This is a genomic window from Agromyces sp. G08B096 (genome assembly GCF_040267705.1).
Classification (GTDB): Bacteria; Actinomycetota; Actinomycetes; order Actinomycetales; family Microbacteriaceae; genus Agromyces.
This window is the reverse complement of record NZ_CP158374.1, coordinates 1,507,444-1,531,135: the sequence shown is the minus strand read 5'-3', so window position 1 is coordinate 1,531,135 and position 23,692 is coordinate 1,507,444. Positions and strand designations below refer to the sequence as shown.

Below are 23,692 nucleotides of genomic sequence, written 5' to 3'. Positions count from 1 at the left end.
CCCCGAACCGTTCCCAGGGCCGATGCGCCGAAGGCGGAGGCATCCGTAGCGTCGGACGCATGATCACCGCAACCGCGCTCACCAAGCGCTACGGCGCGAAGACCGCCGTCGATGACGTCACCTTCACGGTCCGGCCCGGCCAGGTGACCGGGTTCCTCGGACCGAACGGCGCCGGCAAGTCGACCACGATGCGCATGATCGTCGGCCTCGACCGTCCGACCTCGGGGACGGTCTCGGTCGGCGGCCGCCCGTACGCCCAGTCGCGCGCGCCGCTGCACGAGGTCGGCGCGCTGCTCGACGCGAAGGCCGTGCACACCGGCCGGACCGCCGAGAACCACCTGCTCGCCATGGCGGCCACGCACGGCATCGGCGCGCGCCGGGTGCGCGAGGTCATCGAGCTGACCGGCCTCGAATCGGTCGCACGCAAGCGCGTCGGCGGGTTCTCGCTCGGCATGGGCCAGCGACTCGGCATCGCCGCCGCGATGCTCGGCGATCCGGCCACGCTCATCCTCGACGAGCCGGTGAACGGGCTCGACCCCGAGGGCGTGCTGTGGGTCCGCCGCTTCGTGCGCCACCTCGCGAGCGAGGGCCGCACCGTCTTCCTCTCCTCGCACCTCATGAGCGAGATGGCCCAGACCGCCGACCACCTCATCGTGCTCGGGCGGGGCCGGATCATCGCGGACGCGCCCATGGCCGACATCGTGGCGGGCGGCACGCTCCCCCGGGTCCGCGTGCGTTCGCCGCACGCGTCGCAGCTGGCAGAGCTGCTGGCGGCCCCCGAGGTCGCCGTGATCCGTTCCGAGGCCGGCGTCCTCGAAGTGACCGGCGTCGAAGCCGCCGGCATCGGCGACCTCGCGGCGGCGAACGGCCTCGCGATCCACGAACTCACCCCGCAGAACGCGTCGCTCGAGGAGGCCTACATGGCCCTCACCGCCGACGCCGTCGAATACCGTACGGAGGCCGTCCGATGACCACCATCACGCCCGCCGGGACGCACCCCTCGCAGGGTGCCCGCGCCACGCGACTCACCTTCGGCGGCGTGCTGCGCTCCGAGTGGATCAAGCTCCGGAGCCTCCGCTCGACCGTCTGGTCGTACGTGCTCGTCATCGCCATCTCGCTCGGCATGGCCCTGCTGATGTCGTTCAGCATCCTGAACGGCATGAACGGCGGCATGGACCTCCAGAGCGCCCCGACCGAGCAGCAGCACGAGCTCGTCCTGCAGTCCGCGACGTTCGGCGTCTACTTCGGCCAGCTCGTCGTTGGCGTGCTCGGGGTGCTCGTGATCAGCGGCGAGTACACGACCGGGATGATCCGCTCCACGCTCACCGCCGTACCGCGGCGGCTGCCCGCCCTCGCGGCGAAGGCGGTCGTGCTCTTCGCCGCGACCTTCCTGGTCGGGCTGATCGCGGACCTCGCCGCCTACGTCACGTCGACGGTCGTGTTCGGGACGGACCTCGAGCTGTTCGACGCGGACACGCTGCTCACGCTTGCGGGCGGCGCCCTCTACCTCGCACTCGTCGCGGTGTTCGCCCTCGGCGTCGGCACCGTGATCCGGTCGAGCGCCGGCGGCATCGCGGCGGTCCTCGGCCTGCTGCTGCTCCTGCCGACGGTGCTCCAGCTCATTCCGGCCGACTGGTCGCACGACGCCATCCCCTACCTGCTCTCCTCGTCGGGGATGACGATGTTCACCGCGATCGGGGCGGACGACGCCGAGATCGTGGGCCCGAACGCGTGGCAGAGCCTCCTCGTCGTGCTGGCCTGGGTCGGCGCCTCGCTCGCTGGCGCCGCGACGGCGCTCACGCGGAGGGACGCGTAGGGTCCTGCATATGACGGATGCCCCGTTCTCCCCCGGACGCCCCTCGTCGGCGGTCGGGGGAGAACTGCGTCTGCCGAAGCCTCCGGGCGTGATCCGCCAGTTCTGGGCTCGGCATCCGCGACTGACCGATTCCCTGATCGCCGCGGCGTACGCGATCCCGACGTTCATCGCGGCGATCGTGATGGCGACCGACTCCCCGGAGCCGCCGCTCTGGTCGACGCTCCTGCAGCTGGTGGGCATCGCGCTGGCCTGCGCCGCACTGCTGCTCTTCCGCCGCCACCGCCCATGGCTCGTCATGGGCGTCGCCTGGGCGGTGTGCTTCCTCGTCGTCCCCTTCAGCGGCAACGACGTCTATCCGATGCTCTTCGCCCTCTACGGGCTCGGAACGTACCGGTCGACGAGATCCGCGTGGGTCGGGTTCGCCGGTTCGGTGCTCGTCGCGACGGGTGCCGCCGCCCTCGGTGCCTGGCTCGCGACGGATCCGGCGTTCGGCCGCCCCGAGCTCTCCGTCGGCCCGGCGGCGACGGCGTCGCAGTACACCGTGATCATGCTCGTCGCGACGCTCATCGGCATCACGGTCGGCAACCGGCGCCGCTACCTCGACGCGCTCATCGCCCGTGCGCACGACCTCGCCCGCGAGCGCGACCAGCAGGCGCAGCTCGCCGCGGCGGCCGAGCGCGCCCGGATCGCCCGCGAGCTGCACGACATCGTCTCGCACGGCCTCACCGTCATGGTGACCCTCGCCGACGGGTCGGCGGCCACCGCGTCACGCGATCCGGAGCGCGCGGCGGAGGTGATGCGCAGCGTCGCCGAGACCGGCCGGGACGCGCTCGGCGAGATGCGCCGCATGCTCGGCGTGCTGACGGAGCCCGGCGCGACGGCGGCGGAGCTGGCCCCGCAGCCGGGGCTCGCGGACCTCCCCGACCTCGTCGACGGCTTCCGTGACGCCGGGATGCCGGTGCGGCTGACCACGGCGGGCGTCGCCGACGCCGACCCGGCGCTCGAGCTCGTCGTGTTCCGCGTCGTCCAGGAGGGCCTCACGAACGCGCTGCGCCACGCCCCCGGCGCACACCGCGTGGACGTGCGGATCGAGCACTCGCCGACCGGCGTCGTCGTCACGGTCGAAGACGACTCGCCGCCGAAACCGGGGCACGCGTCCGCCACTCGGGGAGCCGGGCGCGGACTCGCCGGACTGCGTGAACGCCTCGCACTGTACGGCGGCACCCTCGACGCCGGGCCCCGCGAAGGCCGCGGGTGGCGGCTGCGGTCGACCTTGCCCCCGCACGACGACTCCCCCGCCGCATCCGCCACCGAGCACGAGGCCCACGAATGAGCGACCCCCGCGACCCCTTCCCGCCCGACCCGGTCCGGGTGGGGCTCGTCGACGACCAGGCCCTCGTGCGCACCGGCTTCCGCCTCGTGCTCGAGGCCCAACCCGGCATCCGGGTCGTCGGTGAGGCGGGCGACGGCCGTGCGGCACTCGAGCTCGTCGAATCCGCCGACATCGACGTGCTCCTCATGGACGTACGCATGCCCGGCATGGACGGCATCGCCGCGACGGCGGAGCTCAGCGCGAGGCATCCCGGCACCCGCATCATCGTCCTCACGACCTTCGACCTCGACGAGTACGCCTTCGCCGCGCTGCGAGCCGGCGCGAGCGGATTCCTGCTGAAGGACGTCCGCCCGCCCGAGCTCGTCTCCGCGATCCGCACCGTGCACGCCGGGGAGGCGACACTGTCGGCGCGGATCACCCGGCGCATGCTCGAGCTGTTCGCCGCCGAGCTGCCGGCGCACCGGGCCGACCCAGGCGCCCCCGATCCTGCCGGCGACGGGGCGGCCGCGCCGTCGACGCCGCTCGACGCGCTCACGGCCCGCGAACGCGAGATCCTCCTCGGGATCGCCGAGGGACTCAACAACACCGAGCTCGCCGAGCGGTTCTTCCTCTCGGAATCGACCGTCAAGACCCACGTCGGTCGCGTGCTGCAGAAGCTCGGCGCACGCGACCGGGTGCAGCTCGTCATCCTCGCGTACGAACTCGGCCTGCGGCCGGGATCCGACTAGCTAGGCTGGCTGGGCGCCGTCGCCACGCCGCGTGCCATCGCCACGAAGGGATCTCCATGCCTGCTGCCGACCTCACCCGCGTCGAAGCCGAGGAGCGCGCGGCGATCGTCGGCTCCCCGAGCTACGACGTCGCGCTCGACCTCACGGGCGACGGCGGCACCTTCCGCAGCGAGACGACGGTCCGGTTCACCGGTGTCGACGGCGCCTCGACGTTCATCGAGGCGTGCACCGAGGAGGTGCACGAGGTCGTGCTGAACGGCCGGGCCCTCGACGCGGCATCCGTCAGCGACGGCACGCGCATCCGTCTCGACGGGCTCGCCGCCGAGAACGAGCTCCGAGTCGTCTCGACGAACGCGTACACGAACACCGGCGAGGGCCTGCACCGCTTCGTCGACCCGGTCGACGGCGAGACCTACCTCTACACGGAGTTCGCGGTCGCGGAGGCGAACCGGGTGTACGCCGTGTTCGACCAGCCCGACCTCAAGGCCGGCGTCCGGTTCACGATCACGGCGCCCGCGGCGTGGACGGTGCTGAGCAACGCGCCGAGCCCCGAGCCGGTCGCCGTGCCGGGCACCGACCCGCACGCGGTCTGGGCCTTCGAGACGGGCCCCGTCATCTCGAGCTACATCGTCGCCATCATCGCCGGGCCGTACGCCTCCTGGCACGAGGAGGCGGTGAGCGAAGACGGCCGCCGGGTGCCGCTCGGGCTCTTCACGCGCCGATCGCTCGCGCAGTACGCCGAGCCCGACGTCATGTTCGACCTCGTTCGTCGCGGGCTCGAGTTCTACGAGGGCGCCTTCGGCGTGCCCTACCCCTACGGCAAGTACGACCAGATCTTCGTGCCCGAGTACAACTGGGGCGCCATGGAGAACGTCGGCGCCGTGACCTTCAACGAGTCGTATCTGTTCCGCTCGCGCGTCTCCGACGCGAGGCGCGAGCAGCGCGCGATCGTCGTGCTGCACGAGCTCAGCCACATGTGGTTCGGCAACTCCGTGACTATGAAGTGGTGGAACGACGTCTGGCTGAACGAGTCGTTCGCCACCTGGGCCTCGACCCTCGCGACGTCGCGGGTGACCGAGTTCACCGGCGTCTGGGCCACGTTCGCCAGCGACGAGAAGACGCACGCGGCCGAGCAGGACCAGCTGCCCTCGACGCATCCGATCGTCGCCGAGATCCGCTCGCTCTCAGACGTCGAGGTGAACTTCGACGCGATCACCTACGACAAGGGCGCGTCGGTGCTGAAGCAGCTCGTGGCGTGGGTCGGGCTCGAGGCGTTCCAGCGCGGCGTCGGCGCGTACCTCGCCGCGAACGCGGGCGGCAACGCGACGCTCGCCGACCTGCTCCACGAGCTCGAGCTCGCGTCCGGACGCGAGCTGTCGACCTGGTCGGCGCTGTGGCTGGAGACCGCGGGCGTCAACACGCTGCGGCTCGTGATCGAGACGGATGCCGGGGCGGACCCCGCCGACGAGGCACCGGCCACGATCACCGCCGCGCGCCTCGAGCAGACCGCGAGCCCGGAGCATCCCACCCTTCGCCCGCACCGGCTCGCGATCGGCGGCTACGACGTCGTCGACGGCCGGCTGATCCGCACGCAGCGCGTCGAGCTCGACATCGACGGCGCCTCGACCGAGGTGCCCGGCCTCGTCGGCCACCACGTGCCCGACCTGCTGCTCGTGAACGACGACGACCTCACGTACGCGAAGGTGCGCCTCGACGAGCGCTCGTTCGGCACCGCGATCGAACGCCTGGCCGAGATCGGCGACCCCGTCGCCCGGGCCGTCATCCTCGGCTCCGCCTGGGACGCCGTGCGCGACGCCGAGCTGCCGGCGACCGACTTCGTGCGCCTCGTGCTCCGCAGCGTCGGGCACGAGACCCAGTCCTCCGCCCGCGGCCTCGCGCTGTCCCGGCTCGAACTCGCGCTCGCGCGCTACGTCGCCGAGGAGCACCGCGCGGAGGTCTCCGCCGACGCGGGCGACGCGATCTGGGCGCAGGCCGGCCTCGCCGTCCCCGGCTCGGACGCGCAGCTGCAGTTCGCGAAGGCGTTCACCCGCATCGCCTCGACGGCTGCGCACGCCGACGTCCTGGGCGGACTCCTCGACGGTCAGGCGCCGCTCGAGGGGCTCGAGCTCGACCTCGACCTCCGCTGGGAGGTCGTGATCGCGCGTGCCGCGCTGGGCGCCGGCGACGACGCCGAGATCGACGAGACGCTCGCGCGCGACGACACCGCGAAGGGCCGCCAGCTCGCCGAGACGGCGCGCGCGGCCCGGCCCGACGAGCAGGTGAAGACCGCGGCGTGGCGACGCGTCGCGACGGATGCCTCGCTCTCCAACGATCTGGCGCGCGCCATCGCCGACGGCTGGCGGCGCGCCGAGCCCGCGACGCTGCTCGTGCCGACCGTCGACGACTACTTCGCCATGCTGCAGACGGTGTGGGCGGAGCGGAGCTTCACGATGGCCTCCCTCATCGTGCGGCGGCTCTTCCCCTCGCCGCTCGTCGACGAGCGCCTCGCCGCCCGGGCACGGGCCTGGCTCGACGCGAACGACGGGCCCGCCCCGCTCGTGCGCCTGGTCTCCGAGGAGCTGTCCGAGCTCGAGCGCGCCCTCGCCGCACGCGAGCTCGACGCCCGCGCACTCGCGGAGCTCCCAGCCGACGGTCAGTAGACTTCCGACCCATGCGACTCGACACCCCGCCCGACGAGACGACACCCCTGAGCCCCGACTTCTGGGCTCTCCTCGGCACCTGGTGGGCCGACAACTGGGGCATCCTGCTCGGCAAGACGATCGCCGTCGTCGTGATCGTCGCGATCGCGCTGATCATCAGGTGGGGCCTGCACTTCGTCATCGAACGCGTGGTGCAGCAGATCGTCTCAGGGGTGAAGAAGAAGCAGGACGTCACCGACACCCAGGCCCTGCAGGCGTCGCCGCTCGCGACCGTGCGCCTCGTGCAGCGCACGCGCACCCTCGGCAGCGTGCTCACGAACGTCGTGAACGTGACGCTGTTCATCATCGTCGTGCTGATGATCGTGAACGTCATCGACCCGTCGATCCTCGGCTCGTTCGCCCTGCTGTCGGCCGCGATCGGCGCGGGCCTCGGCTTCGGCGCCCAGAACATCGTGAAAGATGCCCTGAACGGCATCTTCATGGTCGTCGAAGACCAGCTCGGCGTGGGTGACGTCGTCGACCTCGGCCCCGCCACCGGCATCGTCGAAGAGGTGAAGATCCGGGTCACGAAGGTGCGCGACGTGAACGGCACCCTCTGGTTCGTCCGGAACGGCGAGATCCTCCGCGTGGGCAACATGTCGCAGGGGTGGGCACGCGTCATCCTCGATATCGCGGTGCCCTACGACGCCGACATCGAGGCGGTCGAAGCGGAGCTGCTGAAGACGGCGACCGAGCTCGCGCAGTCGCCGAAGTGGCGCTCGCGCATCATGGAGAAGCCCGAGATCTGGGGCCTGGAGTCCATTTCGGCCGAGGCGATGGTCATCCGGGTCGTGCTGAAGGTGCGCACCTCCTCGAAGGACGACGTCGCCCGCGAGCTCCGCGTGCGGATCAAGCACGCGCTCGACGCCATGGACGTGAAGCTGCCGAGCCTGAACGCCGTCGTGCTCAGCGGGTTCGAGGGCGCCACGCGCGTGAAGGGCGCGAAGCCGCCGAAGACCTCCCCGAACCAGGTCGTCGGCGCGCCGGGAGCCGCCGGCGACGGCGGCACGCCGTCGAAGAAGCCCCGGGCGCCACGCGCCCCGAAGACCCCGCCCACCGGAGGTACCGCGTGACCGACCAGCAGCCCCCCGCCCCGGCCGGCCGGGAGCCCGTCGTCCCCGTCGAAGCCGCCGGTCCCCCGCAGCCGGCCACGGTGCCGCTCCGCGGCAGCGAGCACGGCCCGGCGCTCGGCGCCTCCTTCTACGACCAGGTGGGCGGCAGCGCGACCTTCGAGAAGCTCGTCTCCGAGTTCTACCGCGGCGTCGCGGACGACCCCGTGTTGAAGCCGATGTACCCCGAGGAGGACCTCGGCCCGGCCGCCCGACGACTCCAGCTCTTCCTCGAGCAGTACTGGGGCGGCCCCGGCACGTACAGCGAAGAGCGCGGCCACCCGCGGCTCCGCATGCGGCACCTGCCGTTCAAGGTCAATCCGGACGCCCGTGACCGGTGGCTCGCGCACATGCGCGCCGCAGTCGATACGCTGGACCTCCCCCCGCTCGCCGAGGAGGTCCTCTGGGACTACCTGCAGCGCGCAGCGTTCGCGATGGTGAACACCTTCGACGACTGACCGCGCCGGCGCCACCCGAGACGAAGGAGTCAGCCCGTGGCCGCACCCGACCCCGCCCGCACGCCCGACGCGATCATCGTCGGAGCCGGACTCGCCGGCCTGGTGGCGGCCGCCGAGCTCGTCGACGCCGGCAAGCACGTCGTCATCGTCGAGCAGGAGCCCGCGGCGAGCCTCGGCGGGCAGGCGCACTGGTCGTTCGGCGGGCTCTTCCTCGTCGACTCCCCCGAGCAGCGGCGGATGGGCGTGAAGGACTCGCTCGAGCTCGCCCGGCAGGACTGGGCCGGCACGGCCGGGTTCGACCGCGACGAAGACGAATGGGGTCGCCGCTGGGCGGAGGCCTACCTCGAGTTCGCCTCCGGCGAGAAGCGCGCCTGGCTGCACGAGAAGGGCGTGCGGTTCTTCCCCATCGTCGGCTGGGCCGAGCGTGGCGACGGCCGGCCGAACGGCCACGGCAACTCGGTGCCGCGATTCCACATCACCTGGGGCACGGGCCCCGGTGTGCTGGCCCCGTTCATCGCCCGCGTGCGGGCGGGCGAGGCGGCGGGTCTCGTCGAGCTCCGGCACCGCCACCGCGTCGACGAGCTCCTCGTCGAGGGCGGCGCCGTCGTCGGCGTGCGCGGTGCCGTGCTCGCCGACGACCCTGCGGGGCGCGGCCAGCCGAGCAACCGCGACGAGGTCGGCGAGTTCGAGCTGCGCGCCCCCGCCGTGGTCGTCGCCTCCGGCGGCATCGGCGGCAACCACGAGCTCGTCCGCCAGTTCTGGCCCGCACGGATGGGCGAGCCGCCCGCGGCGATGCTCTCGGGCGTGCCAGCCCATGTCGACGGCCGGATGCTCCCCATCTCGGAGCAGGCCGGCGCCCGGCTCGTGAACGGCGACCGCATGTGGCACTACACCGAGGGCATCACGAACTGGGATCCGGTGTGGCCGCTGCACGGCATCCGCATCCTCCCCGGGCCCTCGTCCCTCTGGTTCGACGCGCGCGGCGAACGGCTGCCGGTGCCGCTCTTCCCCGGCTTCGACACGCTCGGCACGCTCGAGCATCTGGCCGCCACCGGCTACTCGCACTCCTGGTTCGTGCTCACCCAGCGCATCATCGAGAAGGAGTTCGCCCTCTCGGGCAGCGAGCAGAACCCCGACCTCACCGGGAAGGACCTGAAGCTCCTCGCCCAGCGGGTGAAGTCGGGCGCCCCCGGCCCGGTCGAGGCGTTCAAGCAGCACGGGGCCGACTTCGTCGTCGCCGACACGCTGCCCGAGCTCCTCGAGGGCATGCGTGCGCTGTCCGGCGACGCACCGCTCGACACCGAGCTCGTCGAGCGCGAGATCCGGGCCCGCGACCGCGAGCTCGACAACGAGTTCTCCAAAGACCTCCAGCTCGCCGCCATCCGGGCCGCCCGCCGCTACCGCGGCGACAAGCTCATCCGCGTCGCGGCCCCGCACCGCATCCTCGACCCCGAGGCCGGCCCGCTCATCGCCGTGAAGCTGCACCTGCTCACCCGGAAGACCCTCGGCGGCATCCAGACCGACCTCGACTCACGGGCCCTCGGCGCCGACGGCGCACCCGTCCCGGGCTTGTACGCGGCCGGCGAGGCAGCCGGCTTCGGCGGCGGCGGGGTGCACGGATACCGTGCGCTCGAGGGCACGTTCCTCGGCGGATGCCTCTTCACCGGCCGTGCGGCCGGCCGCGCGATCGCGCGGGGCTGACCGGGCCGCCCGTCAGGACTCGCGCGTCAGGACTTCAGCGTCCACGGCTTCCGGCGCACGAGCACATGGCCCCGGCGCGTGCTGAGCCGCGTCCAGGGGCCCGTCTCGAACACCCGCACCGGGTCGTCGCCGAGGAACCCGAGGCTGTAGGCGGCGAACGCCGCTCCGGCCGGCACATACTCGATGCCGTCGACACCGCGCCCCCAGACCTCGCTGCGCACGCGCTGGACGAGCTGTTCGCCGGTGCCGTCGGGGATCGCCTCGGCGACCTCGGCGATGCCCGCGCGTGCCGCGGCCTCGAGGGTGGGGGCATCCGTCTCGCCGATGGGGCGCCAGCCGCCCCGCGGCGGCGAGATGCCCGCCCAGGTGACCGTGTTGACCTCGGGCGGCCGCGACATCGACACGGGCCGCGACTCGTCGTCTTCGCCGAGCTCGCCGCGGGCGCGCACGATGCGTTCGACGAGGGAGCGCATGGGCACCACGGCGTCGAAGTCCTCGGTGTCGACGAGACCGAACGTGCGCAGGCCGAGGACCGTGGGCGATTCGTCGAGGATGCCCCGCGGATACAGGATCGCGGTGTAGACGGCCAGGATGCCGGAGCCGGCGATGAGCCGGACCGAGCCGTCCTCGACGCGCCCCGCCCGTTGCAGGTAGGTGTGCAGGTCGCCGAGTGACAGGCTGTCGGCGAGCGTGAAGAGCTGGACCATCTCCTGTCTAAACTACCAAGGGAGCGCCGCGGCCTCCGGCAGCGGCCCGCCGCGCCGACACGATCCGCCGCATCCGCCCCCGAGACGGAGGAACGATGAACGGTCCCATCGACGGCCTGCTGAGCACGCTTCGCCTGACCGACACGGGCGCCCGCACCACCGAGGACATCTTCACGGGGCCGTCCCAGTGGATGCCGATGGGCCGCGTGTTCGGCGGGCAGGTGCTCGCCCAGTCGCTCATCGCCGCGACGCACACCGTCGAATCCGACCGGCACCTCCACTCGATGCACGGCTACTTCCTGCGCCCGGGCGACGTCGCCCACCCGATCACCTTCTCGGTCGACCGCATCCACGACGGCCGTTCGTTCTCGACCCGCCGCACTCAGGCGTTCCAGCACGGGGTGCCGATCCTGTCGCTCATCGCGTCGTTCCAGACGGAGGACGACGGATTCGAACACCAGGCCGACATGCCAGACGACCTCCCGGACCCCGAGTCGCTGCCCTCCACCGCCGACGTGCTCGGCCACGTCGACCACGACGTGGCGAAGTACTGGTCGAGCGAGCGGGCGTTCGACGTCCGCCACATCCCGTCGCCCATCTACCTGAAGGTCGACGGCGAGCACGTGCCGCGGCAGGCGGTCTGGATGAAGGCGTTCGGGCGGCTCCCCGACGACCCGAAGCAGCACCGGGCCGCCCTCGCGTACGCGAGCGACTACTCGATCCTCGAGCCGGTGCTCCGCGCGCACGGCGTCGCGTGGGCGACGCCCGGGCTGAAGGTCGCGAGCCTCGACCACGCGATGTGGTGGCATCGCGACGCCCGCGTCGACGAGTGGCTGCTGTTCACGCAGGAGTCCCCGTCCGCCGGCGGCGGCCGCGGGCTCTCGCTGGGGCGCATCTACACCCGCGACGGCCGGCTCGTCGCGTCCGTCGCCCAGGAGGGGATGGTCCGGGCCCCGCGCGGCGGCGACCCGCTCGCCTGAGCGAACGCTGTGCACTGCGTGCTGTCGGCACGCGTCCGCGCCACAATGGCACCACGAGCGCCGTGCGGGGGCACGGCGGAGAGGCGGTGCACGATGACGGATGCCACGGACCTCACACGACGCGCGGTCCTGACGATCGGCGGAACCGGCGCGGTCGGCGGCGTACTGGTGCTCGCGGGATGCGCGCCGGGCGACGCGGACGACGCCGCGAACTCCACACCGCCGCCGGCCTCGCCGGGGTCCGACGCGTCGGACGGCGCGGCCCCGGAAACCGGCACGGCGGCGGGGGTGGCAGCGCTCGCGGACGTCCCGGTCGGCGGAAGCGTGTCGGTCGAGATCGATGGGGCGCCCGCGCTGCTCGCGCAGCCGACCGCGGGCGAGGTGGCCGCGTTCAGCGCGATCTGCACGCATCAGCAGTGCGTGCTCGCCGCCGCCGGTGACCGGTTCGAGTGCCCCTGTCATGGGTCGGCGTACGACGCGGCGACCGGTGAGGTCCTGCAGGGGCCGGCGCTCGACCCGCTGCCGGCCATCCCGGTGCACGTCGAAGGCGACCAGGTCGTCGCGGGCGCGTGATGGACTACGAGTTCGCGGGGCTGCCGCTGCACGTGCTGCTCGTGCACGTGGTCATCGTGGCGGTGCCCCTTCTCGCGCTCACCCTGGTGATCGCCGCCGCCTGGCCCGGGGCGCGCCGGGTGCTCTGGGTGCCCTGCCTCATCGGCGCGGCCCTCGTGCTGCCGGCGACGATCGCGACGATCGAGGCCGGCAAGTGGCTGGAGGCGCGGGTCCCGACCGCGCCGCTGATCCAGGAGCACACCGGTCGCGGCGAAGACCTTCTGCCGTGGGTGGTCGGCCTCGCGGCGGTCGCCCTGGCCGTCGCGAGCTGGGCGGTCGTCGAGCTGACGGCGCGACGGCGCGGACGTTCCGTCGGGCGCGGCGCCGTGTTCGGGGCCGGCGCGGTGCTGACGCTCGCTGCGCTCGGGGTGGGGGCGGGCGCGACCTGGACGCTCGTGCAGATCGGAGAGTCGGGCAGCCGTGCCGTCTGGGAGGGGACGTTCAGCGATGAGCCGCTGGAGTGACGGTCAGCGGTGCCGGAACTCCACCGGGGCTTCGAGGTACGGCTCCCACGCGGCACGTTCGCGCTCGTCGATCCGGCGCGGCCGGCCGGTCGCGGCGTCGACGAGGACGATGGTCGTGCTCGCGCGGGTGTAGAGCGTGCGCGGCTCGACGCCGGCCGGCGAGTACACCTCGTAGCAGACGTCGAGGCTCGCTCCGCCCATGCGCCCGATCCACAGCTCGATGTCGACGGGCTGCCGCTGGTACGGGATCGGCTCGAGGTACTCGACCTCCTGCCGGGCGATGAGCGTGAAGGTCGTCGCGCCGGGCGAGGCGTCGATGACGGCCGTCGTCGCTCCGGCGGCGTGCTCGGACGAGTCGTCGGACACCCAGAACGCCTGGATGCGGGCCTCCTCGAGCAGGCTCAGCATCCGGGCGTTGTTGACGTGACCGTACGCGTCGAGGTCGCTCCAGCGGAGCGGGGTCGGCACGTGCAGGCGCATCCGGTCAGTCCCGGGTGAGCTTGCGGTAGGCCGAGCGATGCGGCTTCGCCGCGTCGGGCCCGAGCCGCGCCACCTTGTTCTCCTCGTACGCCTCGAAGTTGCCCTCGAACCAGTACCAGCTCGCCGGGTTCTCGTCGGTGCCCTCGTACGCGAGGATGTGCGTTGCGATGCGGTCGAGGAACCACCGGTCGTGGGTGATCACGACGGCACAGCCCGGGAACTCGAGCAGCGCGTTCTCGAGGCTCGAGAGGGTCTCGACGTCGAGGTCGTTCGTCGGCTCGTCGAGCAGGAGGAGGTTGCCGCCCTGCTTGAGGGTGAGCGCGAGGTTCAGACGGTTGCGCTCACCGCCGGACAGCACGCCGGCCTTCTTCTGCTGGTCGGGACCCTTGAATCCGAACGTCGAGACGTAGGCACGGCTCGGCACCTCGGTCTTGCCGACCTGGATGTAGTCGAGCCCGTCGGAGACGACCTCCCACAGCGACTTGTTCGGGTCGATGCCCGTTCGCGACTGGTCGACGTAGGAGATCTGCACGGTCTCGCCGATCTTCAGCTCGCCGCCGTCGAGCGGCTCGAGGCCGACGATGGTCTTGAACAGCGTGGTCTTGCCGACGCCGTTCGGGCCGATGATGCCGACGATGCCGTTGCGCGGGAGGGTGAAGCTCAGCCCGTCGATGAGCGTGCGGTCGCCGAAGCCCTTCTGCAGGTTCTTCGCCTCGAGCACGACGTCGCCGAGTCGCGGCCCCGGCGGGATCTGGATCTCTTCGAAGTCGAGCTTCCTCGTGCGCTCGGCCTCGGCGGCCATCTCCTCGTACCGGGCGAGACGCGCCTTCGACTTCGCCTGGCGGCCCTTGGCGTTGGAGCGGACCCAGTCGAGCTCCTCCTTCAGCCGCTTCTGCAGCTTCTGGTCCTTCTTGCCCTGCACCTCGAGGCGCTCGGCCTTCTTCTCGAGGTAGGTCGAGTAGTTGCCCTCGTAGGGGTACAGCCGGCCGCGGTCGACCTCGCAGATCCACTCCGCGACGTGGTCGAGGAAGTACCGGTCGTGGGTGACGGCGAGCACGGCCCCGGGGTACTTCGCCAGGTGCTGCTCGAGCCAGAGCACGCTCTCGGCATCGAGGTGGTTGGTGGGCTCGTCGAGGAGGAGGAGGTCGGGCTTCTGCAGCAGCAGCTTGCAGAGCGCGACGCGTCGCTTCTCACCGCCCGACAGGACCGAGACCGGCGTGTCTCCCGGCGGGCAGCGGAGCGCGTCCATCGCCTGCTCGAGCTGGGAGTCGAGGTCCCACGCGTCGGCGGCGTCGATCGCCTCCTGGAGGGTGCCCATCTCGGCGAGGAGCGCGTCGAAGTCGGCGTCGGGCTCGGCCATGGCGGCCGAGATCTCGTTGAACCGGTCGATCTTCGCCTTGATCGGGCCGACGCCCTCCTGCACGTTCTCGAGCACGGTCTTCGACTCGTCGAGCTCGGGCTCCTGCATGAGGATGCCGACCGAGTAGCCGGGCGAGAGCCGGGCCTCACCGTTGGAGGGCTGGTCGAGCCCGGCCATGATCTTGAGGATCGTCGACTTTCCGGCGCCGTTCGGACCCACGACGCCGATCTTCGCGCCGGGGAGGAACGCCATCGTGACGTCGTCGAGGATGAGCTTGTCGCCGACCGCCTTGCGGGCGCGGACCATCGAGTAGATGTATTCAGCCATGTCGCTACCAGTCTATGGGGCGGGTCTGCCCGACGAGACAGGCGCCGGTGCCGAGCACGGGCCGGACGGCGCCGTGGTATCCGCCGGAATTGGGCCCGTACTGGCCGATGAGGCACTCGCCCTGGAACAGCACGGAGAACTGGACGGAGTCGGCCGCCAGGTCGATGGTCGTGCGATCGGCCGTGACCTGCATCGCGGCCTTGTCGAACCCGGCCGCGACGAGGGCGTCGATGAAGGCACGGCCACCGGCATTCGGATCGGCGGTGACGACGGCCTGGTTCACGCTGTCGAAGTACGCCAGGTTCTCCGCGGCGGAGAGCTCGGGCCGCAGCGTCGGCGCGGGCGCCTCCGTCGGCGTCGGCCTCGGTGAGGGCGAGCTCTCGGGCGTCGCCGTCGGCTGCGGGTCTCCCGCGGTGCACGCCGCGAGCACGATCAGGAGGGCGGAGCCCGCGAGAGCCGGCGCCGCGGTCTTCAGCCGAAGCCGGTGCATGAGTCCCCTGTCCGGCGGGTGCCGTCCGCCCGAGCCGAGTCTATTCGGTCGGCTCAGGCGGGCGACGCGGCCGGCTGCCCGGTCAGAACGGGCGCCCGCCCGGAAGGGCGAACGCCTCGTCCGTCATGGATGCCTCGCGCTCGGCGTCATCCTCGGGGTCGTCTTCCGACGAGGGGTCGAACGAGGCGAAGCCGTCGCGCTCGTCGTCGGTCGCCTCGGGTCGGAGCTCGTCGCCGGCGATCGCATCGCCGCCGGTCGCGAACCCCGCCGCGCCGTCGTCGGAGGACAGGGTGCCGTCGCGCGCGTCGAGGGCGGAGGCATCCGCACCCTGGTCGTCGCGCGCCGGCTGGAGCCGGCGCATCTGGCTGATGCCGAACACGAGGTCGTGGCCGATGGTGTCGGCCTCGATCTCGACCGACGTGCCCGCCTTGTCGCCAGCCGTCCACGCGCGGAGCTTCAGACGCCCGTGCACGACGACGCGCTCGCCCTTGTGCAGCGAGGCGCCCGCGTTGAAGGCGAGCTGGCGGAACGCCGAGACGGTGTACCAGTTGGTCTCGCCGTCCTGCCAGGTGCCGGCCGCGCGGTCGAAGAACCGGCGCTTCGAAGCCAGCCGGAACGATGTGATCGGCAGCCCCTGGCTGGTGACGATGGCCCGCGGGTCGCTGCCCACGACGCCCGTGACGGTGATGAGATCGGACATGTTCGCTCCTCGCGACTCCACGCCGCCCGGAGTGGCGGCTCGCGGCATCCGGAGTGCTCGTGCCGGAGAATCGCCCCGGATGCCGCGTGGAACGAGGATCGCGCGCGACCGACGCCAGCGGCCTGGCAGAGCGCTGAGCTGTGCGGGAACGGAAGGCGTCGCCGCCTGTGCAGGAGCGGCGACGCGGCCGATCAGGCGACCACGTACTCGGCGTAGGAGCGCCGGATCTTGTTCACCTTGGGCACGGCGACGGCGAGGCAGTACCCCTGGCCGGGATTCTTCGCGAAGAAGTCCTGGTGGTACTCCTCCGCCGGGAAGAACTCGCCGAGCGGCTCGATGGTCGTCACGATCTCGCCGTCCCACCAGTCGCCCGCGCGCTCGCGGGCCCGCTCGAAGAGGGCGCGCTGCTCGTCGCCGGCGAAGAACATCGCCGACCGGTACTGCGTGCCGACGTCGGCGCCCTGACGGTTCAGTTGACGGGGGTCGTGCAGCGTGAAGAACACGTCGAGGACGACTTCGCGCGGAAGGACGTCGGGATCGAACTCGACGCGAACCGCCTCGGCGTGGCCGGTGGCTCCGGTGCAGACCTGCTCGTACGTCGGGTGGGGCGTGGTGCCCCCGGTGTACCCGGAGACGACCTCGTGGACGCCTCGGAGCGTGCGGTACACCGCATCGAGACACCAGAAGCACCCACCGGCCAGGACGAAGCTCTCCACCGCTCTAGAGTAACGGCATGACCTACGTGCCCAGCCCCCAGCGATACGACGACATGCGCTACAACCGGGTCGGACGGAGCGGCCTGCAGCTGCCCGCCCTCTCGCTCGGGCTCTGGCACAACTTCGGCCACGAGCGCGCCCTCGACACGCAGCGTGCCATCGTCCGCCGCGCCTTCGACCTCGGGGTCACGCACTTCGACCTGGCCAACAACTACGGACCGCCCCCCGGCAGCGCAGAGGAGAACTTCGGCCGGCTGCTGGCGGACGACCTCAAGCCCTACCGCGACGAGCTCATCGTCTCCACGAAGGCCGGCTACGAGATGTGGGACGGTCCGTACGGCGACGGCGGCTCGCGCAAGTACCTCCTCTCCTCGCTCGACCAGAGCCTCGGACGTCTCGGCCTCGACTACGTCGACGTGTTCTACTCTCACCGGCCCGACCCCGAGACGCCGATCGAGGAGACGATGGGCGCCCTCGCGACGGCCGTGCGTCAGGGCAAGGCGCTGTACGTGGGCGTCTCGAACTACTCTCCCGACCAGACCCGCCGCGCGGCCGAGGCGCTCGCCGCCGAAGGCGTCCCGCTCACCATCCACCAGCCGCGCTACTCCATGTTCGACCGGCACATCGAAGACGGCCTCTTCGAGGCGTTGGACGAGGTGGGCGCTTCGGCCATCGTGTTCTCCCCGCTCGCGCAGGGACTGCTGACCGACCGCTACCTCGGCGGGGACGTGCCCGCGGACTCGCGGGCCGCGACGAGCCGGTTCCTCTCGCCGGACCGCATCAGCGGCGACTATCTCGACCGTGCGCGCGCCCTCGACGCCATCGCGAAGGAGCGCGGCCAGTCGCTGGCGCAGCTCGCCCTGAGCTGGGTGCTCCGCCAGCCGCTCGTCGCGAGCGCGCTCATCGGCGCGTCCAGTGTCGCGCAGCTCGAACAGAACGTCGCGGCCCTCGAGGCGGCTCCGCTCTCGGCCGAGGAGATCGAGCGGATCGAGCCGCTCGCCGCGCACGGCACCGCGCTCGGCTGACCCGAGCGGGCGGTCGGACGGCGGATCGCCTTCTTCGTGTCGGCGGCCCTGCGTAGCGTGTGCAGCACGAGACGCAGGGCCGGCTGCACGAGGAGAGGAGCATCGTCCATGTCCCCGACCACTGTCCTTGCGCCGGTCCGCGAACCGTACCCGGCCGATGTGCCCGGCCTCCGGTTCACCCTGGCGGCGCCCGACCTCTGGCGAGTCGCCGCGGCCGACGGCGCGCTGCTCGGGCACATCGAGCGCCGCACCGGTCCTGCCGGCGAACGCTTCCGCGCACGGCGTCTGATGCCCGGCCTCGTGCGCTCCGTCGAGCTCGGCGAGTTCTGGAGCTCGCGCGACGCGGCGGACGTGTTCCGGTGAGGGCCGGCCGACGCGAATCCGGCAGCCGCACCCGCCTCGGCGGTCGCAGCTCCGTGCCGTCCGGCACGCCGGAGCCCTTGCCGACGGCATCGGTCGACCGCCGGTAGCCTACGCTCATGCAGTGGTGGAACGACCTCATGTCCTGGCTCGACTCGAGCGCCGCCCGGCCGGCGCTCTTCGCCGCGGCCGTGCTGTTCGTGGCCGTCGTCGTGGCGGGCCTGCTCGCCGCTTGGATCGCGAGCGCCGCGATCAAGCGCGTCGTCGCCCAGCGCGATCGCGAACTGAAGACGGCAGCGATCGCCGCGCTCGTCGATGCGGCGACCGAGGCATCCGTCTGGAACTCGCTCACCCCGCAGGAGCAGGTACTCGCCGACCGCGCCGTCGGGCAGGCCGACATCCACGTGCGCCTGCTTCCGATCCGTGGCGCCGACGTCGCGGCGAACTGGGCGGCGCACCAGCTGCATGAGCTCAAGCGCGCCTCGGCCACGTTCGGCTACCAGCTCGATCCGGCGGTCGCGGAGTTCCGTGACCGCATGCTCGAGTGGCAGCGGCATCCCTCGCGGACGAAGCGGCAGTTCCAGAACGACCTCGCGCGCTGGCGCAGCGAGCGGGCGACGCCTGAGCAGACGCTCGTCGAGGAGCAGGACGCCTGGGTCGCCGAGCAGCACCACGAGCGCTACCAGACGACCACCGCGCCGGCGCCCCTGGCGGCCGGCGATGCGTCGGGCGCCGACACGGCACCCACCCGGGCCTACTAGGCCGCGGCGTCCGCGCGCCGGTCAGCTGCGGGCCGGTCAGCCACGCGCCGGTCAGCCGTGGGCGGAGGCGTCCTCGTCACGCCACCAGTCATCGAAGACCGACACCGGCGTGGTCCGCTTGTGCCGGGTCTGCAGGTACCTCGCTTCGATGCGCTCCGCCACCTCGGTGTCGATGTCGCGACCCTCGAGGAAGTCGTCGATGTCCTCGTAGGTCAGTCCCAGGTTCGCCTCGTCGGACTGGCCGGGGTCGTGGTCGAGCAGATCTGCGGTCGGCACCTTCACGTACAGCCGCTCCGGCGCGCCGAGGTGCTGCAGCAGCGCCCGGCCCTGCCGCTTCGTGAGGCCGGACAGGGGAAGCAGGTCGGCGCCACCGTCGCCGTACTTCGTGAAGAACCCGGTGAGCGCCTCAGCGGCGTGATCGGTCCCGACGACGAGGAGCGCGTGCTCGCCGGCGATCGCGTACTGCGCGATCATCCGCAGGCGGGCCTTCACGTTGCCCTTGCCGAAATCGCTGATCGGGCTGCCGATCGCGTCGGCGTAATCGGCGGCCACTCCGTCGACGCCGCCGCGGATGTTGAACACGATTCGCTCGCGCGGTTCGATGAACGACAGTGCCAGCTGCGCGTCATCCTCATCGCGTTGCACGCCGTACGGCAGTCGTACGGCAACGAACCGCGCCTCGACGCCCTCGGCGGTCAGCTCGTCGACCGCCAGCTGGCACAGCCGCCCGGCGAGCGTGGAGTCCTGGCCGCCGCTGATGCCGAGCACGAACCCCTTCGCGCCGGTGCGGCGCAGGTACGCCTTCAGGAAGTCGACGCGACGGCGCACCTCCTCGGCGGGGTCGATGGTCGGGCTCACGTCGAGGTCGGCGATGATCGAAGCCTGCAGGTCACGCATGCGACGACCCTACTCCGCGCATGTTTCCGGCGGGCGACACGGCGCCGGTCCCTGCCGACGCCGCCGGCGGCTCGATAGCATCGGCGCGGGGGCGCGCGGCGCTGGAGGAGGGGCTCATGGAGTTCGACGTCACGATCGGCACACTGGTGCTCTTCCCGGCGGTCGCCGTCGCGGCACCGCTGCTCGTCCGCCTCGTCGGCAAGGTCGTCGCGATCCCGCTGGTCGTCTTCGAGATCGTGCTCGGCCTCGTGCTCGGACCGGCGGTGCTCGGCTGGATCCAGCCGGGTGACGTCACGGCCGCGCTCTCGGACTTCGGCCTCGCGATGCTCTTCTTCCTCGCCGGCAACGAGATCGACTTCCGCACCATTCGCGGCCGGCCGCTCGGGCGGGCCGCCGGCGGCTGGCTCGTCTCGCTCGCGCTCGGCATCGCGCTGGCGGCGCTGCTCGCCCCGCACCTCTCAGCGGCGGTCTTCATCGGCATCGCCCTCACCTCGACCGCGCTCGGCACGATCATGCCCGTGCTGCGGGATGCCGGAGACCTCCGCACGCCGTTCGGTATCGGCGTGCTCGCGATCGGCGCCGTAGGCGAGTTCGGCCCGCTGCTCGCCATCTCGCTGTTCCTCAGCGGGCGTTCGCCCCTCACGGCGGCGATCGTGCTCGTTGCGTTCGCCGTGGTCGCCGGCGTCGCGATCTGGCTCGCTGCGAGCGGCGCGGGCAGACGGATGCACCGGGTGATCACGGCGACGCTGCACACCAGCGGGCAGTTCGCAGTTCGGCTCGTGGTGTTCGTCCTCTTCGCGCTCGTCGCCCTCAGCGTGGTGCTGGGGCTCGACATGCTGCTCGGCGCCTTCACCGCCGGGGTGATCTACCGGCTGCTGCTGTCGGGCGCCCCCGAGCCCGATGTCGAGGTCGTGGAGGGCAAGCTCGAAGCGGTCGGCTATGGCCTGCTCGTGCCGATGTTCTTCATCAACACCGGCGTGACCTTCGACCTCGAGGCCCTACTCTCCGACGTCCGCGTCCTGCTGCTGGTGCCGATCTTCCTCGCGCTGCTGCTGCTCGTCCGGGGGATCCCGTCGTCGTTCGCTGCGCCCGCGGGCGCGTCGTTCCGCGACCGGGCGGCGACCGCGCTCTTCGGCGCGACCGGGCTGCCCATCATCGTCGCGGTCACCGCCATCGGCGTCGAGCAGGGCGATCTGACGACCGGTGTCGCCGCCGCCCTGGTGGGGGCCGGCATGTGCTCGGTGCTCGTCTTCCCGCTCGTCGCGCTCGCGATCCGGAGCCGCCGGCGGGATGCCCCGCCGCCCGGCGTCGACGACGACGTGTTCGCGCCGACCGAGGGCTGAGACGCGCTGGCCCCGCACGGGCCCACGCCGACGCTCCGGCGGGCCGCCTCCGAGCCCCTCAACAGGCATTCGGTAAGCTGTCGGGGTCGGCCCCCGTAGCTCAGCGGATAGAGCAGCAGCCTTCTAATCTGTCGGTCGCAGGTTCGATTCCTGCCGGGGGCGCACCGATCCACCGCTTCATCGGCGCCCGGCCCTGTCGCCGCCGGCCGGTAGACTCGCCGCCATGACAGCCTCGACCGACCGACTCGTCTGGATCGACTGCGAGATGACCGGACTCGACCTCGAGGTCGACGAGCTGGTCGAGATCGCCGTCGTCATCACCGATTACGACCTGAAGCCGGTCGATGCGGGGCTCAGCATCGTGATCAAGCCCGACGCCAGCGCCCTCGAGTCGATGGGCGAGTTCGTTCGTGCGATGCACACCGAGTCCGGGCTCATCGAGGAGATCCCCCACGGGGTCAGCGTCGCCGACGCCGAGTACCAGGTGCTCGAGTACGTCCTGCGCCACGTCCCCGACGAGCAGAAGGCCCCGCTCGCCGGCAATTCCATCGGCACCGACCGGGCGTTCCTCGCGAAGTACATGCCGCGGCTCGACGCGCACCTGCACTACCGCAACGTCGACGTGTCCTCCATCAAGGAGCTCGCGAAGCGGTGGTTCCCCCGGGCGTTCTTCAACGCGCCCGCGAAGCACGGCGGCCACCGCGCGCTCGCCGACATCCGCGAATCCATCCGTGAGCTCGAGTACTACCGGCGCGCCGTGTTCGTCGCCGACCCTGGCCCCACCAGCCAGGAACTGCAGGAGCTCGCCACCGTCGTCGTGAACGAGTTCGACGCCAAGGTGGTGTAAGCTCGTGGAGTTGCCTCGGTCGTGAGACCGGGGTCGCCATGGTGGGTATAGCTCAGTTGGTAGAGCGCCTGGTTGTGGTCCAGGAGGTCGCGGGTTCAAGCCCCGTTACTCACCCCACTCGCCTCCCGAGGGCAGTCACCGGTGAACGGAGCATCCCGATGCAGCTCGACGCCGAGGCCTTCGAAGCCATCGTGGTCGACGAACTCGACCAGCTGCCCGACGACATGGTGGACGGGCTCGAGAACGTCGTGTTCGTCGTCGAGGATCGCCCCGAGGACGGCTCGCTCGACCTGCTCGGCCTGTACGACGGCACCTCGCTCACCGAACGCGACCGGTACGGCTTCGGCGAGATGCCGGATCGCATCGTGCTCTACCGCGAGCCGCTGCTGGCGATCTGCGACGACGAGGACGAACTGCGCGAGGAGATCCACGTGACCCTCGTGCACGAGATCGCCCACTTCTACGGCATCGACGACGACCGGCTGCACGAACTCGGGTGGGCGTGAGGCCGGGTTAATCTGGGTGCATGACCCTCAGTCCCGGCCGCATCGTCGGCATCTCCGTCGGTGCGCTCGCGATCCTCGGGATCGGGGTCTACGGCCCGGCGATGCTGCTCGGGCCGCTGCCCGCGGTGGCGGTCGAACCGGTCGCCTCGGCCGCAGCGCCGCCGGCCGCCGTCGCGCTGCCGCTCCCCGCCGACGGCGCGAGCGCCGTCGCGGTCGTCGACCCCGAGGGCGAGACCACCACCATCGCGACGGGAGGTTCGACCGAGGCCGTGCCGATCGGCGGCGCAGCCAAGCTCGTCACCCTTCTCGTGACCCTCGACTCCCTGCCGCTGGCCGTCGGCGCGGAGGGTCCCGCGATCAAGATCGGCCCCGAGGACTTCACCGACTACCTGCGCTACCAGAGCGAGGAGTCGCGCACGCTGCAGGTCTCCCCCGGCGAAAGCTGGACCCAGCGCGACGTGGTGCGGGCCGTGCTGCTCGCCTCCAGCAACAACCACGCCGACACGTTGGCGCGGTGGGCGTTCGGCAGCGTCGACCAGTACGTCGCGGCCGCGAACGAGTGGCTCGCGGCCAACGGGTTCGCCACCGCGCACGTCGCCGATGCGACCGGCCTCTCGGGCGACAACGTCGCCACCGCCGAGGAGCTCGTGCGGCTCGCCGGGCTCGCCGTCGCCGATCCGTCGCTCGCGGCGATGCTCGCAGGCGAGGCTCCGGTCGGCGTCGGCGCACGAACAGTGCCCGACGTCATCGACCATCTCGCCGACCGCGGTGTGCGGGCGATCACCCGCAGCTACACCGACCAGGCGGCCCTGTCCTTCGTGTTCACGCGCGAGATCCCGGTCGCCGAGGGCGGCGAAGCCGTCCGCCTCGTCGGCGCGATGACCCTCATCCCCGACTACGAGACCCTCGACCCCGCGGTCGGGGCGATCGCGGACACGGCGGTCGATGCGGCGCAGCCGGTCGACGTCATCTCCGCCGGCGCGGTCTACGGGCGGGCGCACTCCGCCTGGGGCGACGAAGCGGACCTGACGGCGCAGGCGACCCGCACGAGCACGGGATGGCAGTCGGCGGTCGGCGAGGCCGAGCTCGACGTCGACCCGTTCACGACCGCGCGGGGCGGCAGCGCCGTCGGCCGGGTCACGGTGCCGACTCCCGCGGGCGAGCTCGCTTCACCGATCGAGCTGTCGGCGCCGATCGACGACCCCGGTCCGCTCTGGCGGCTGACGCATCCGTTCCCGATCATCGGCGAGTACCTCGCCGGATGACGACGAGC

The 23,692-nt window shown here is 71.8% G+C and carries 25 protein-coding genes and 2 tRNA genes; 20 read left to right on the top strand and 7 right to left on the bottom strand.

Going from position 1 to position 23,692, the window contains the following annotated elements:
* Positions 1-59 precede the first annotated feature (59 nt).
* The 8 genes from ABIQ69_RS07425 to ABIQ69_RS07390 all read left to right on the top strand — a co-directional run bounded on the left by ABIQ69_RS07425 (position 60) and on the right by ABIQ69_RS07390 (position 9,844).
* The gene (locus ABIQ69_RS07425; RefSeq protein WP_350349725.1) at positions 60-971 is read left to right on the top strand and encodes an ATP-binding cassette domain-containing protein; all 912 of its coding nucleotides are present in this window, start codon (positions 60-62) and stop codon (positions 969-971) included.
* Positions 968-1,816: an ABC transporter permease gene (locus tag ABIQ69_RS07420; RefSeq protein WP_350349724.1), complete on the top strand. Its 849-nt coding sequence runs from the start codon at positions 968-970 to the stop codon at positions 1,814-1,816. The genes ABIQ69_RS07425 and ABIQ69_RS07420 overlap by 4 nt, the downstream gene beginning before the upstream one ends.
* Before the next feature lie 10 nt (positions 1,817-1,826).
* On the top strand, positions 1,827-3,149 hold the full coding sequence (locus ABIQ69_RS07415) for a histidine kinase (protein ID WP_350349723.1): 1,323 nt from the start codon (positions 1,827-1,829) through the stop codon (positions 3,147-3,149).
* A complete protein-coding gene (locus ABIQ69_RS07410; RefSeq protein WP_350349722.1) occupies positions 3,146-3,877 on the top strand; it encodes a response regulator transcription factor in 732 nt (243 codons plus the stop codon). The genes ABIQ69_RS07415 and ABIQ69_RS07410 overlap by 4 nt, the downstream gene beginning before the upstream one ends.
* Before the next feature lie 56 nt (positions 3,878-3,933).
* Entirely contained in the window at positions 3,934-6,537 is a 2,604-nt protein-coding gene (pepN, locus tag ABIQ69_RS07405) for an aminopeptidase N (RefSeq protein ID WP_350349721.1), read from the top strand.
* A gap of 11 nt (positions 6,538-6,548) precedes the next feature.
* Positions 6,549-7,649, top strand: coding sequence for a mechanosensitive ion channel domain-containing protein (locus tag ABIQ69_RS07400; protein ID WP_350349720.1), 1,101 nt, complete (start codon positions 6,549-6,551; stop codon positions 7,647-7,649).
* Between the two features lie 80 nt (positions 7,650-7,729).
* On the top strand, positions 7,730-8,143 hold the full coding sequence (locus tag ABIQ69_RS07395) for a globin (RefSeq protein WP_350349984.1): 414 nt from the start codon (positions 7,730-7,732) through the stop codon (positions 8,141-8,143).
* Positions 8,144-8,179: 36 nt separating this feature from the next.
* Positions 8,180-9,844 carry an FAD-binding dehydrogenase gene (locus ABIQ69_RS07390; protein ID WP_350349719.1) on the top strand — a complete coding sequence of 555 codons (1,665 nt, stop codon included), beginning with the start codon at positions 8,180-8,182 and terminating at the stop codon, positions 9,842-9,844.
* Positions 9,845-9,870: 26 nt separating this feature from the next.
* Here ABIQ69_RS07390 and ABIQ69_RS07385 read toward each other — a convergent pair whose 3' ends face one another.
* The gene (locus ABIQ69_RS07385; RefSeq protein WP_350349718.1) at positions 9,871-10,551 is read right to left on the bottom strand and encodes a hypothetical protein; all 681 of its coding nucleotides are present in this window, start codon (positions 10,549-10,551) and stop codon (positions 9,871-9,873) included.
* Between the two features lie 95 nt (positions 10,552-10,646).
* On the opposite strand from ABIQ69_RS07385, the gene ABIQ69_RS07380 reads away from it, so the two are divergent.
* The 3 genes from ABIQ69_RS07380 (at position 10,647) to ABIQ69_RS07370 (ending at position 12,607) form a co-directional block, all read left to right on the top strand.
* Positions 10,647-11,531 carry an acyl-CoA thioesterase II gene (locus ABIQ69_RS07380; protein WP_350349717.1) on the top strand — a complete coding sequence of 295 codons (885 nt, stop codon included), beginning with the start codon at positions 10,647-10,649 and terminating at the stop codon, positions 11,529-11,531.
* A gap of 93 nt (positions 11,532-11,624) precedes the next feature.
* Entirely contained in the window at positions 11,625-12,104 is a 480-nt protein-coding gene (locus tag ABIQ69_RS07375) for a Rieske (2Fe-2S) protein (RefSeq protein ID WP_350349716.1), read from the top strand.
* Positions 12,104-12,607 carry a hypothetical protein gene (locus ABIQ69_RS07370; RefSeq protein ID WP_350349715.1) on the top strand — a complete coding sequence of 168 codons (504 nt, stop codon included), beginning with the start codon at positions 12,104-12,106 and terminating at the stop codon, positions 12,605-12,607. The genes ABIQ69_RS07375 and ABIQ69_RS07370 overlap by 1 nt, the downstream gene beginning before the upstream one ends.
* Positions 12,608-12,610: 3 nt before the next feature.
* Here the strand turns inward: ABIQ69_RS07370 and ABIQ69_RS07365 are convergent, their stop codons facing one another.
* The 5 genes from ABIQ69_RS07365 to msrA form a co-directional block, all read right to left on the bottom strand.
* Positions 12,611-13,087 (bottom strand): thioesterase family protein, encoded by a 477-nt coding sequence (locus ABIQ69_RS07365; RefSeq protein WP_350349714.1) that lies wholly within the window; start codon positions 13,085-13,087, stop codon positions 12,611-12,613.
* Positions 13,088-13,091: 4 nt separating this feature from the next.
* Complete coding sequence (ettA, locus tag ABIQ69_RS07360) at positions 13,092-14,774, bottom strand: energy-dependent translational throttle protein EttA (RefSeq protein WP_350349713.1); 1,683 nt, start codon at positions 14,772-14,774, stop codon at positions 13,092-13,094.
* A gap of 4 nt (positions 14,775-14,778) precedes the next feature.
* Complete coding sequence (locus ABIQ69_RS07355; protein WP_350349712.1) at positions 14,779-15,264, bottom strand: hypothetical protein; 486 nt, start codon at positions 15,262-15,264, stop codon at positions 14,779-14,781.
* Positions 15,265-15,346: 82 nt separating this feature from the next.
* The gene (ssb, locus tag ABIQ69_RS07350) at positions 15,347-15,964 is read right to left on the bottom strand and encodes a single-stranded DNA-binding protein (protein WP_350349711.1); all 618 of its coding nucleotides are present in this window, start codon (positions 15,962-15,964) and stop codon (positions 15,347-15,349) included.
* A gap of 191 nt (positions 15,965-16,155) precedes the next feature.
* A complete protein-coding gene (msrA, locus tag ABIQ69_RS07345) occupies positions 16,156-16,680 on the bottom strand; it encodes a peptide-methionine (S)-S-oxide reductase MsrA (protein WP_350349710.1) in 525 nt (174 codons plus the stop codon).
* A 17-nt stretch (positions 16,681-16,697) separates the two neighbouring features.
* On the opposite strand from msrA, the gene mgrA reads away from it, so the two are divergent.
* From mgrA to ABIQ69_RS07330, 3 genes are all read left to right on the top strand, one after another.
* Positions 16,698-17,705, top strand: coding sequence for an L-glyceraldehyde 3-phosphate reductase (gene mgrA / locus ABIQ69_RS07340; protein WP_350349709.1), 1,008 nt, complete (start codon positions 16,698-16,700; stop codon positions 17,703-17,705).
* Between the two features lie 108 nt (positions 17,706-17,813).
* Positions 17,814-18,068, top strand: coding sequence for a hypothetical protein (locus ABIQ69_RS07335; RefSeq protein WP_350349708.1), 255 nt, complete (start codon positions 17,814-17,816; stop codon positions 18,066-18,068).
* A 116-nt stretch (positions 18,069-18,184) separates the two neighbouring features.
* The gene (locus tag ABIQ69_RS07330) at positions 18,185-18,826 is read left to right on the top strand and encodes a hypothetical protein (protein WP_350349707.1); all 642 of its coding nucleotides are present in this window, start codon (positions 18,185-18,187) and stop codon (positions 18,824-18,826) included.
* Between the two features lie 51 nt (positions 18,827-18,877).
* Here ABIQ69_RS07330 and nadE read toward each other — a convergent pair whose 3' ends face one another.
* The gene (nadE, locus tag ABIQ69_RS07325; RefSeq protein ID WP_350349706.1) at positions 18,878-19,723 is read right to left on the bottom strand and encodes an ammonia-dependent NAD(+) synthetase; all 846 of its coding nucleotides are present in this window, start codon (positions 19,721-19,723) and stop codon (positions 18,878-18,880) included.
* A 116-nt stretch (positions 19,724-19,839) separates the two neighbouring features.
* Here nadE and ABIQ69_RS07320 point away from each other — a divergent pair, with 116 nt between their 5' ends.
* From ABIQ69_RS07320 to ABIQ69_RS07295, 6 genes are all read left to right on the top strand, one after another.
* The gene (locus ABIQ69_RS07320) at positions 19,840-21,066 is read left to right on the top strand and encodes a cation:proton antiporter (RefSeq protein WP_350349705.1); all 1,227 of its coding nucleotides are present in this window, start codon (positions 19,840-19,842) and stop codon (positions 21,064-21,066) included.
* A gap of 89 nt (positions 21,067-21,155) precedes the next feature.
* Positions 21,156-21,228: transfer RNA gene (locus ABIQ69_RS07315), tRNA-Arg, on the top strand.
* A gap of 61 nt (positions 21,229-21,289) precedes the next feature.
* A complete protein-coding gene (orn, locus tag ABIQ69_RS07310; protein ID WP_350349704.1) occupies positions 21,290-21,913 on the top strand; it encodes an oligoribonuclease in 624 nt (207 codons plus the stop codon).
* 41 nt (positions 21,914-21,954) lie between these two features.
* Positions 21,955-22,030, top strand: a tRNA-His gene (locus ABIQ69_RS07305).
* A gap of 41 nt (positions 22,031-22,071) precedes the next feature.
* Positions 22,072-22,419: a metallopeptidase family protein gene (locus ABIQ69_RS07300; RefSeq protein WP_350349703.1), complete on the top strand. Its 348-nt coding sequence runs from the start codon at positions 22,072-22,074 to the stop codon at positions 22,417-22,419.
* 20 nt (positions 22,420-22,439) lie between these two features.
* A complete protein-coding gene (locus tag ABIQ69_RS07295) occupies positions 22,440-23,684 on the top strand; it encodes a hypothetical protein (RefSeq protein WP_350349702.1) in 1,245 nt (414 codons plus the stop codon).
* Positions 23,685-23,692: the final 8 nt, after the last annotated feature.

Bases quoted from the DNA above. Each gene is read 5' to 3' on its own strand.
- ABIQ69_RS07375 (WP_350349716.1), top strand. From the start codon at position 11,625: ATGACGGATGCCACGGACCTCACACGACGCGCGGTCCTGACGATCGGC.
- ABIQ69_RS07420 (WP_350349724.1), top strand. From the start codon at position 968: ATGACCACCATCACGCCCGCCGGGACGCACCCCTCGCAGGGTGCCCGC.
- pepN (WP_350349721.1), top strand. From the start codon at position 3,934: ATGCCTGCTGCCGACCTCACCCGCGTCGAAGCCGAGGAGCGCGCGGCG.
- ABIQ69_RS07370 (WP_350349715.1), top strand. From the start codon at position 12,104: ATGGACTACGAGTTCGCGGGGCTGCCGCTGCACGTGCTGCTCGTGCAC.
- ABIQ69_RS07415 (WP_350349723.1), top strand. From the start codon at position 1,827: ATGACGGATGCCCCGTTCTCCCCCGGACGCCCCTCGTCGGCGGTCGGG.
- ABIQ69_RS07365 (WP_350349714.1), bottom strand. From the start codon at position 13,087: ATGCGCCTGCACGTGCCGACCCCGCTCCGCTGGAGCGACCTCGACGCG.
- ABIQ69_RS07380 (WP_350349717.1), top strand. From the start codon at position 10,647: ATGAACGGTCCCATCGACGGCCTGCTGAGCACGCTTCGCCTGACCGAC.
- ABIQ69_RS07295 (WP_350349702.1), top strand. From the start codon at position 22,440: ATGACCCTCAGTCCCGGCCGCATCGTCGGCATCTCCGTCGGTGCGCTC.
- ssb (WP_350349711.1), bottom strand. From the start codon at position 15,964: ATGTCCGATCTCATCACCGTCACGGGCGTCGTGGGCAGCGACCCGCGG.
- ABIQ69_RS07425 (WP_350349725.1), top strand. From the start codon at position 60: ATGATCACCGCAACCGCGCTCACCAAGCGCTACGGCGCGAAGACCGCC.
- ABIQ69_RS07385 (WP_350349718.1), bottom strand. From the start codon at position 10,551: ATGGTCCAGCTCTTCACGCTCGCCGACAGCCTGTCACTCGGCGACCTG.
- ABIQ69_RS07410 (WP_350349722.1), top strand. From the start codon at position 3,146: ATGAGCGACCCCCGCGACCCCTTCCCGCCCGACCCGGTCCGGGTGGGG.
- ettA (WP_350349713.1), bottom strand. From the start codon at position 14,774: ATGGCTGAATACATCTACTCGATGGTCCGCGCCCGCAAGGCGGTCGGC.
- orn (WP_350349704.1), top strand. From the start codon at position 21,290: ATGACAGCCTCGACCGACCGACTCGTCTGGATCGACTGCGAGATGACC.
- nadE (WP_350349706.1), bottom strand. From the start codon at position 19,723: ATGCGTGACCTGCAGGCTTCGATCATCGCCGACCTCGACGTGAGCCCG.
- ABIQ69_RS07320 (WP_350349705.1), top strand. From the start codon at position 19,840: ATGGAGTTCGACGTCACGATCGGCACACTGGTGCTCTTCCCGGCGGTC.
- mgrA (WP_350349709.1), top strand. From the start codon at position 16,698: ATGACCTACGTGCCCAGCCCCCAGCGATACGACGACATGCGCTACAAC.
- ABIQ69_RS07400 (WP_350349720.1), top strand. From the start codon at position 6,549: ATGCGACTCGACACCCCGCCCGACGAGACGACACCCCTGAGCCCCGAC.
- ABIQ69_RS07355 (WP_350349712.1), bottom strand. From the start codon at position 15,264: ATGCACCGGCTTCGGCTGAAGACCGCGGCGCCGGCTCTCGCGGGCTCC.
- ABIQ69_RS07330 (WP_350349707.1), top strand. From the start codon at position 18,185: ATGCAGTGGTGGAACGACCTCATGTCCTGGCTCGACTCGAGCGCCGCC.
- ABIQ69_RS07300 (WP_350349703.1), top strand. From the start codon at position 22,072: ATGCAGCTCGACGCCGAGGCCTTCGAAGCCATCGTGGTCGACGAACTC.
- ABIQ69_RS07335 (WP_350349708.1), top strand. From the start codon at position 17,814: ATGTCCCCGACCACTGTCCTTGCGCCGGTCCGCGAACCGTACCCGGCC.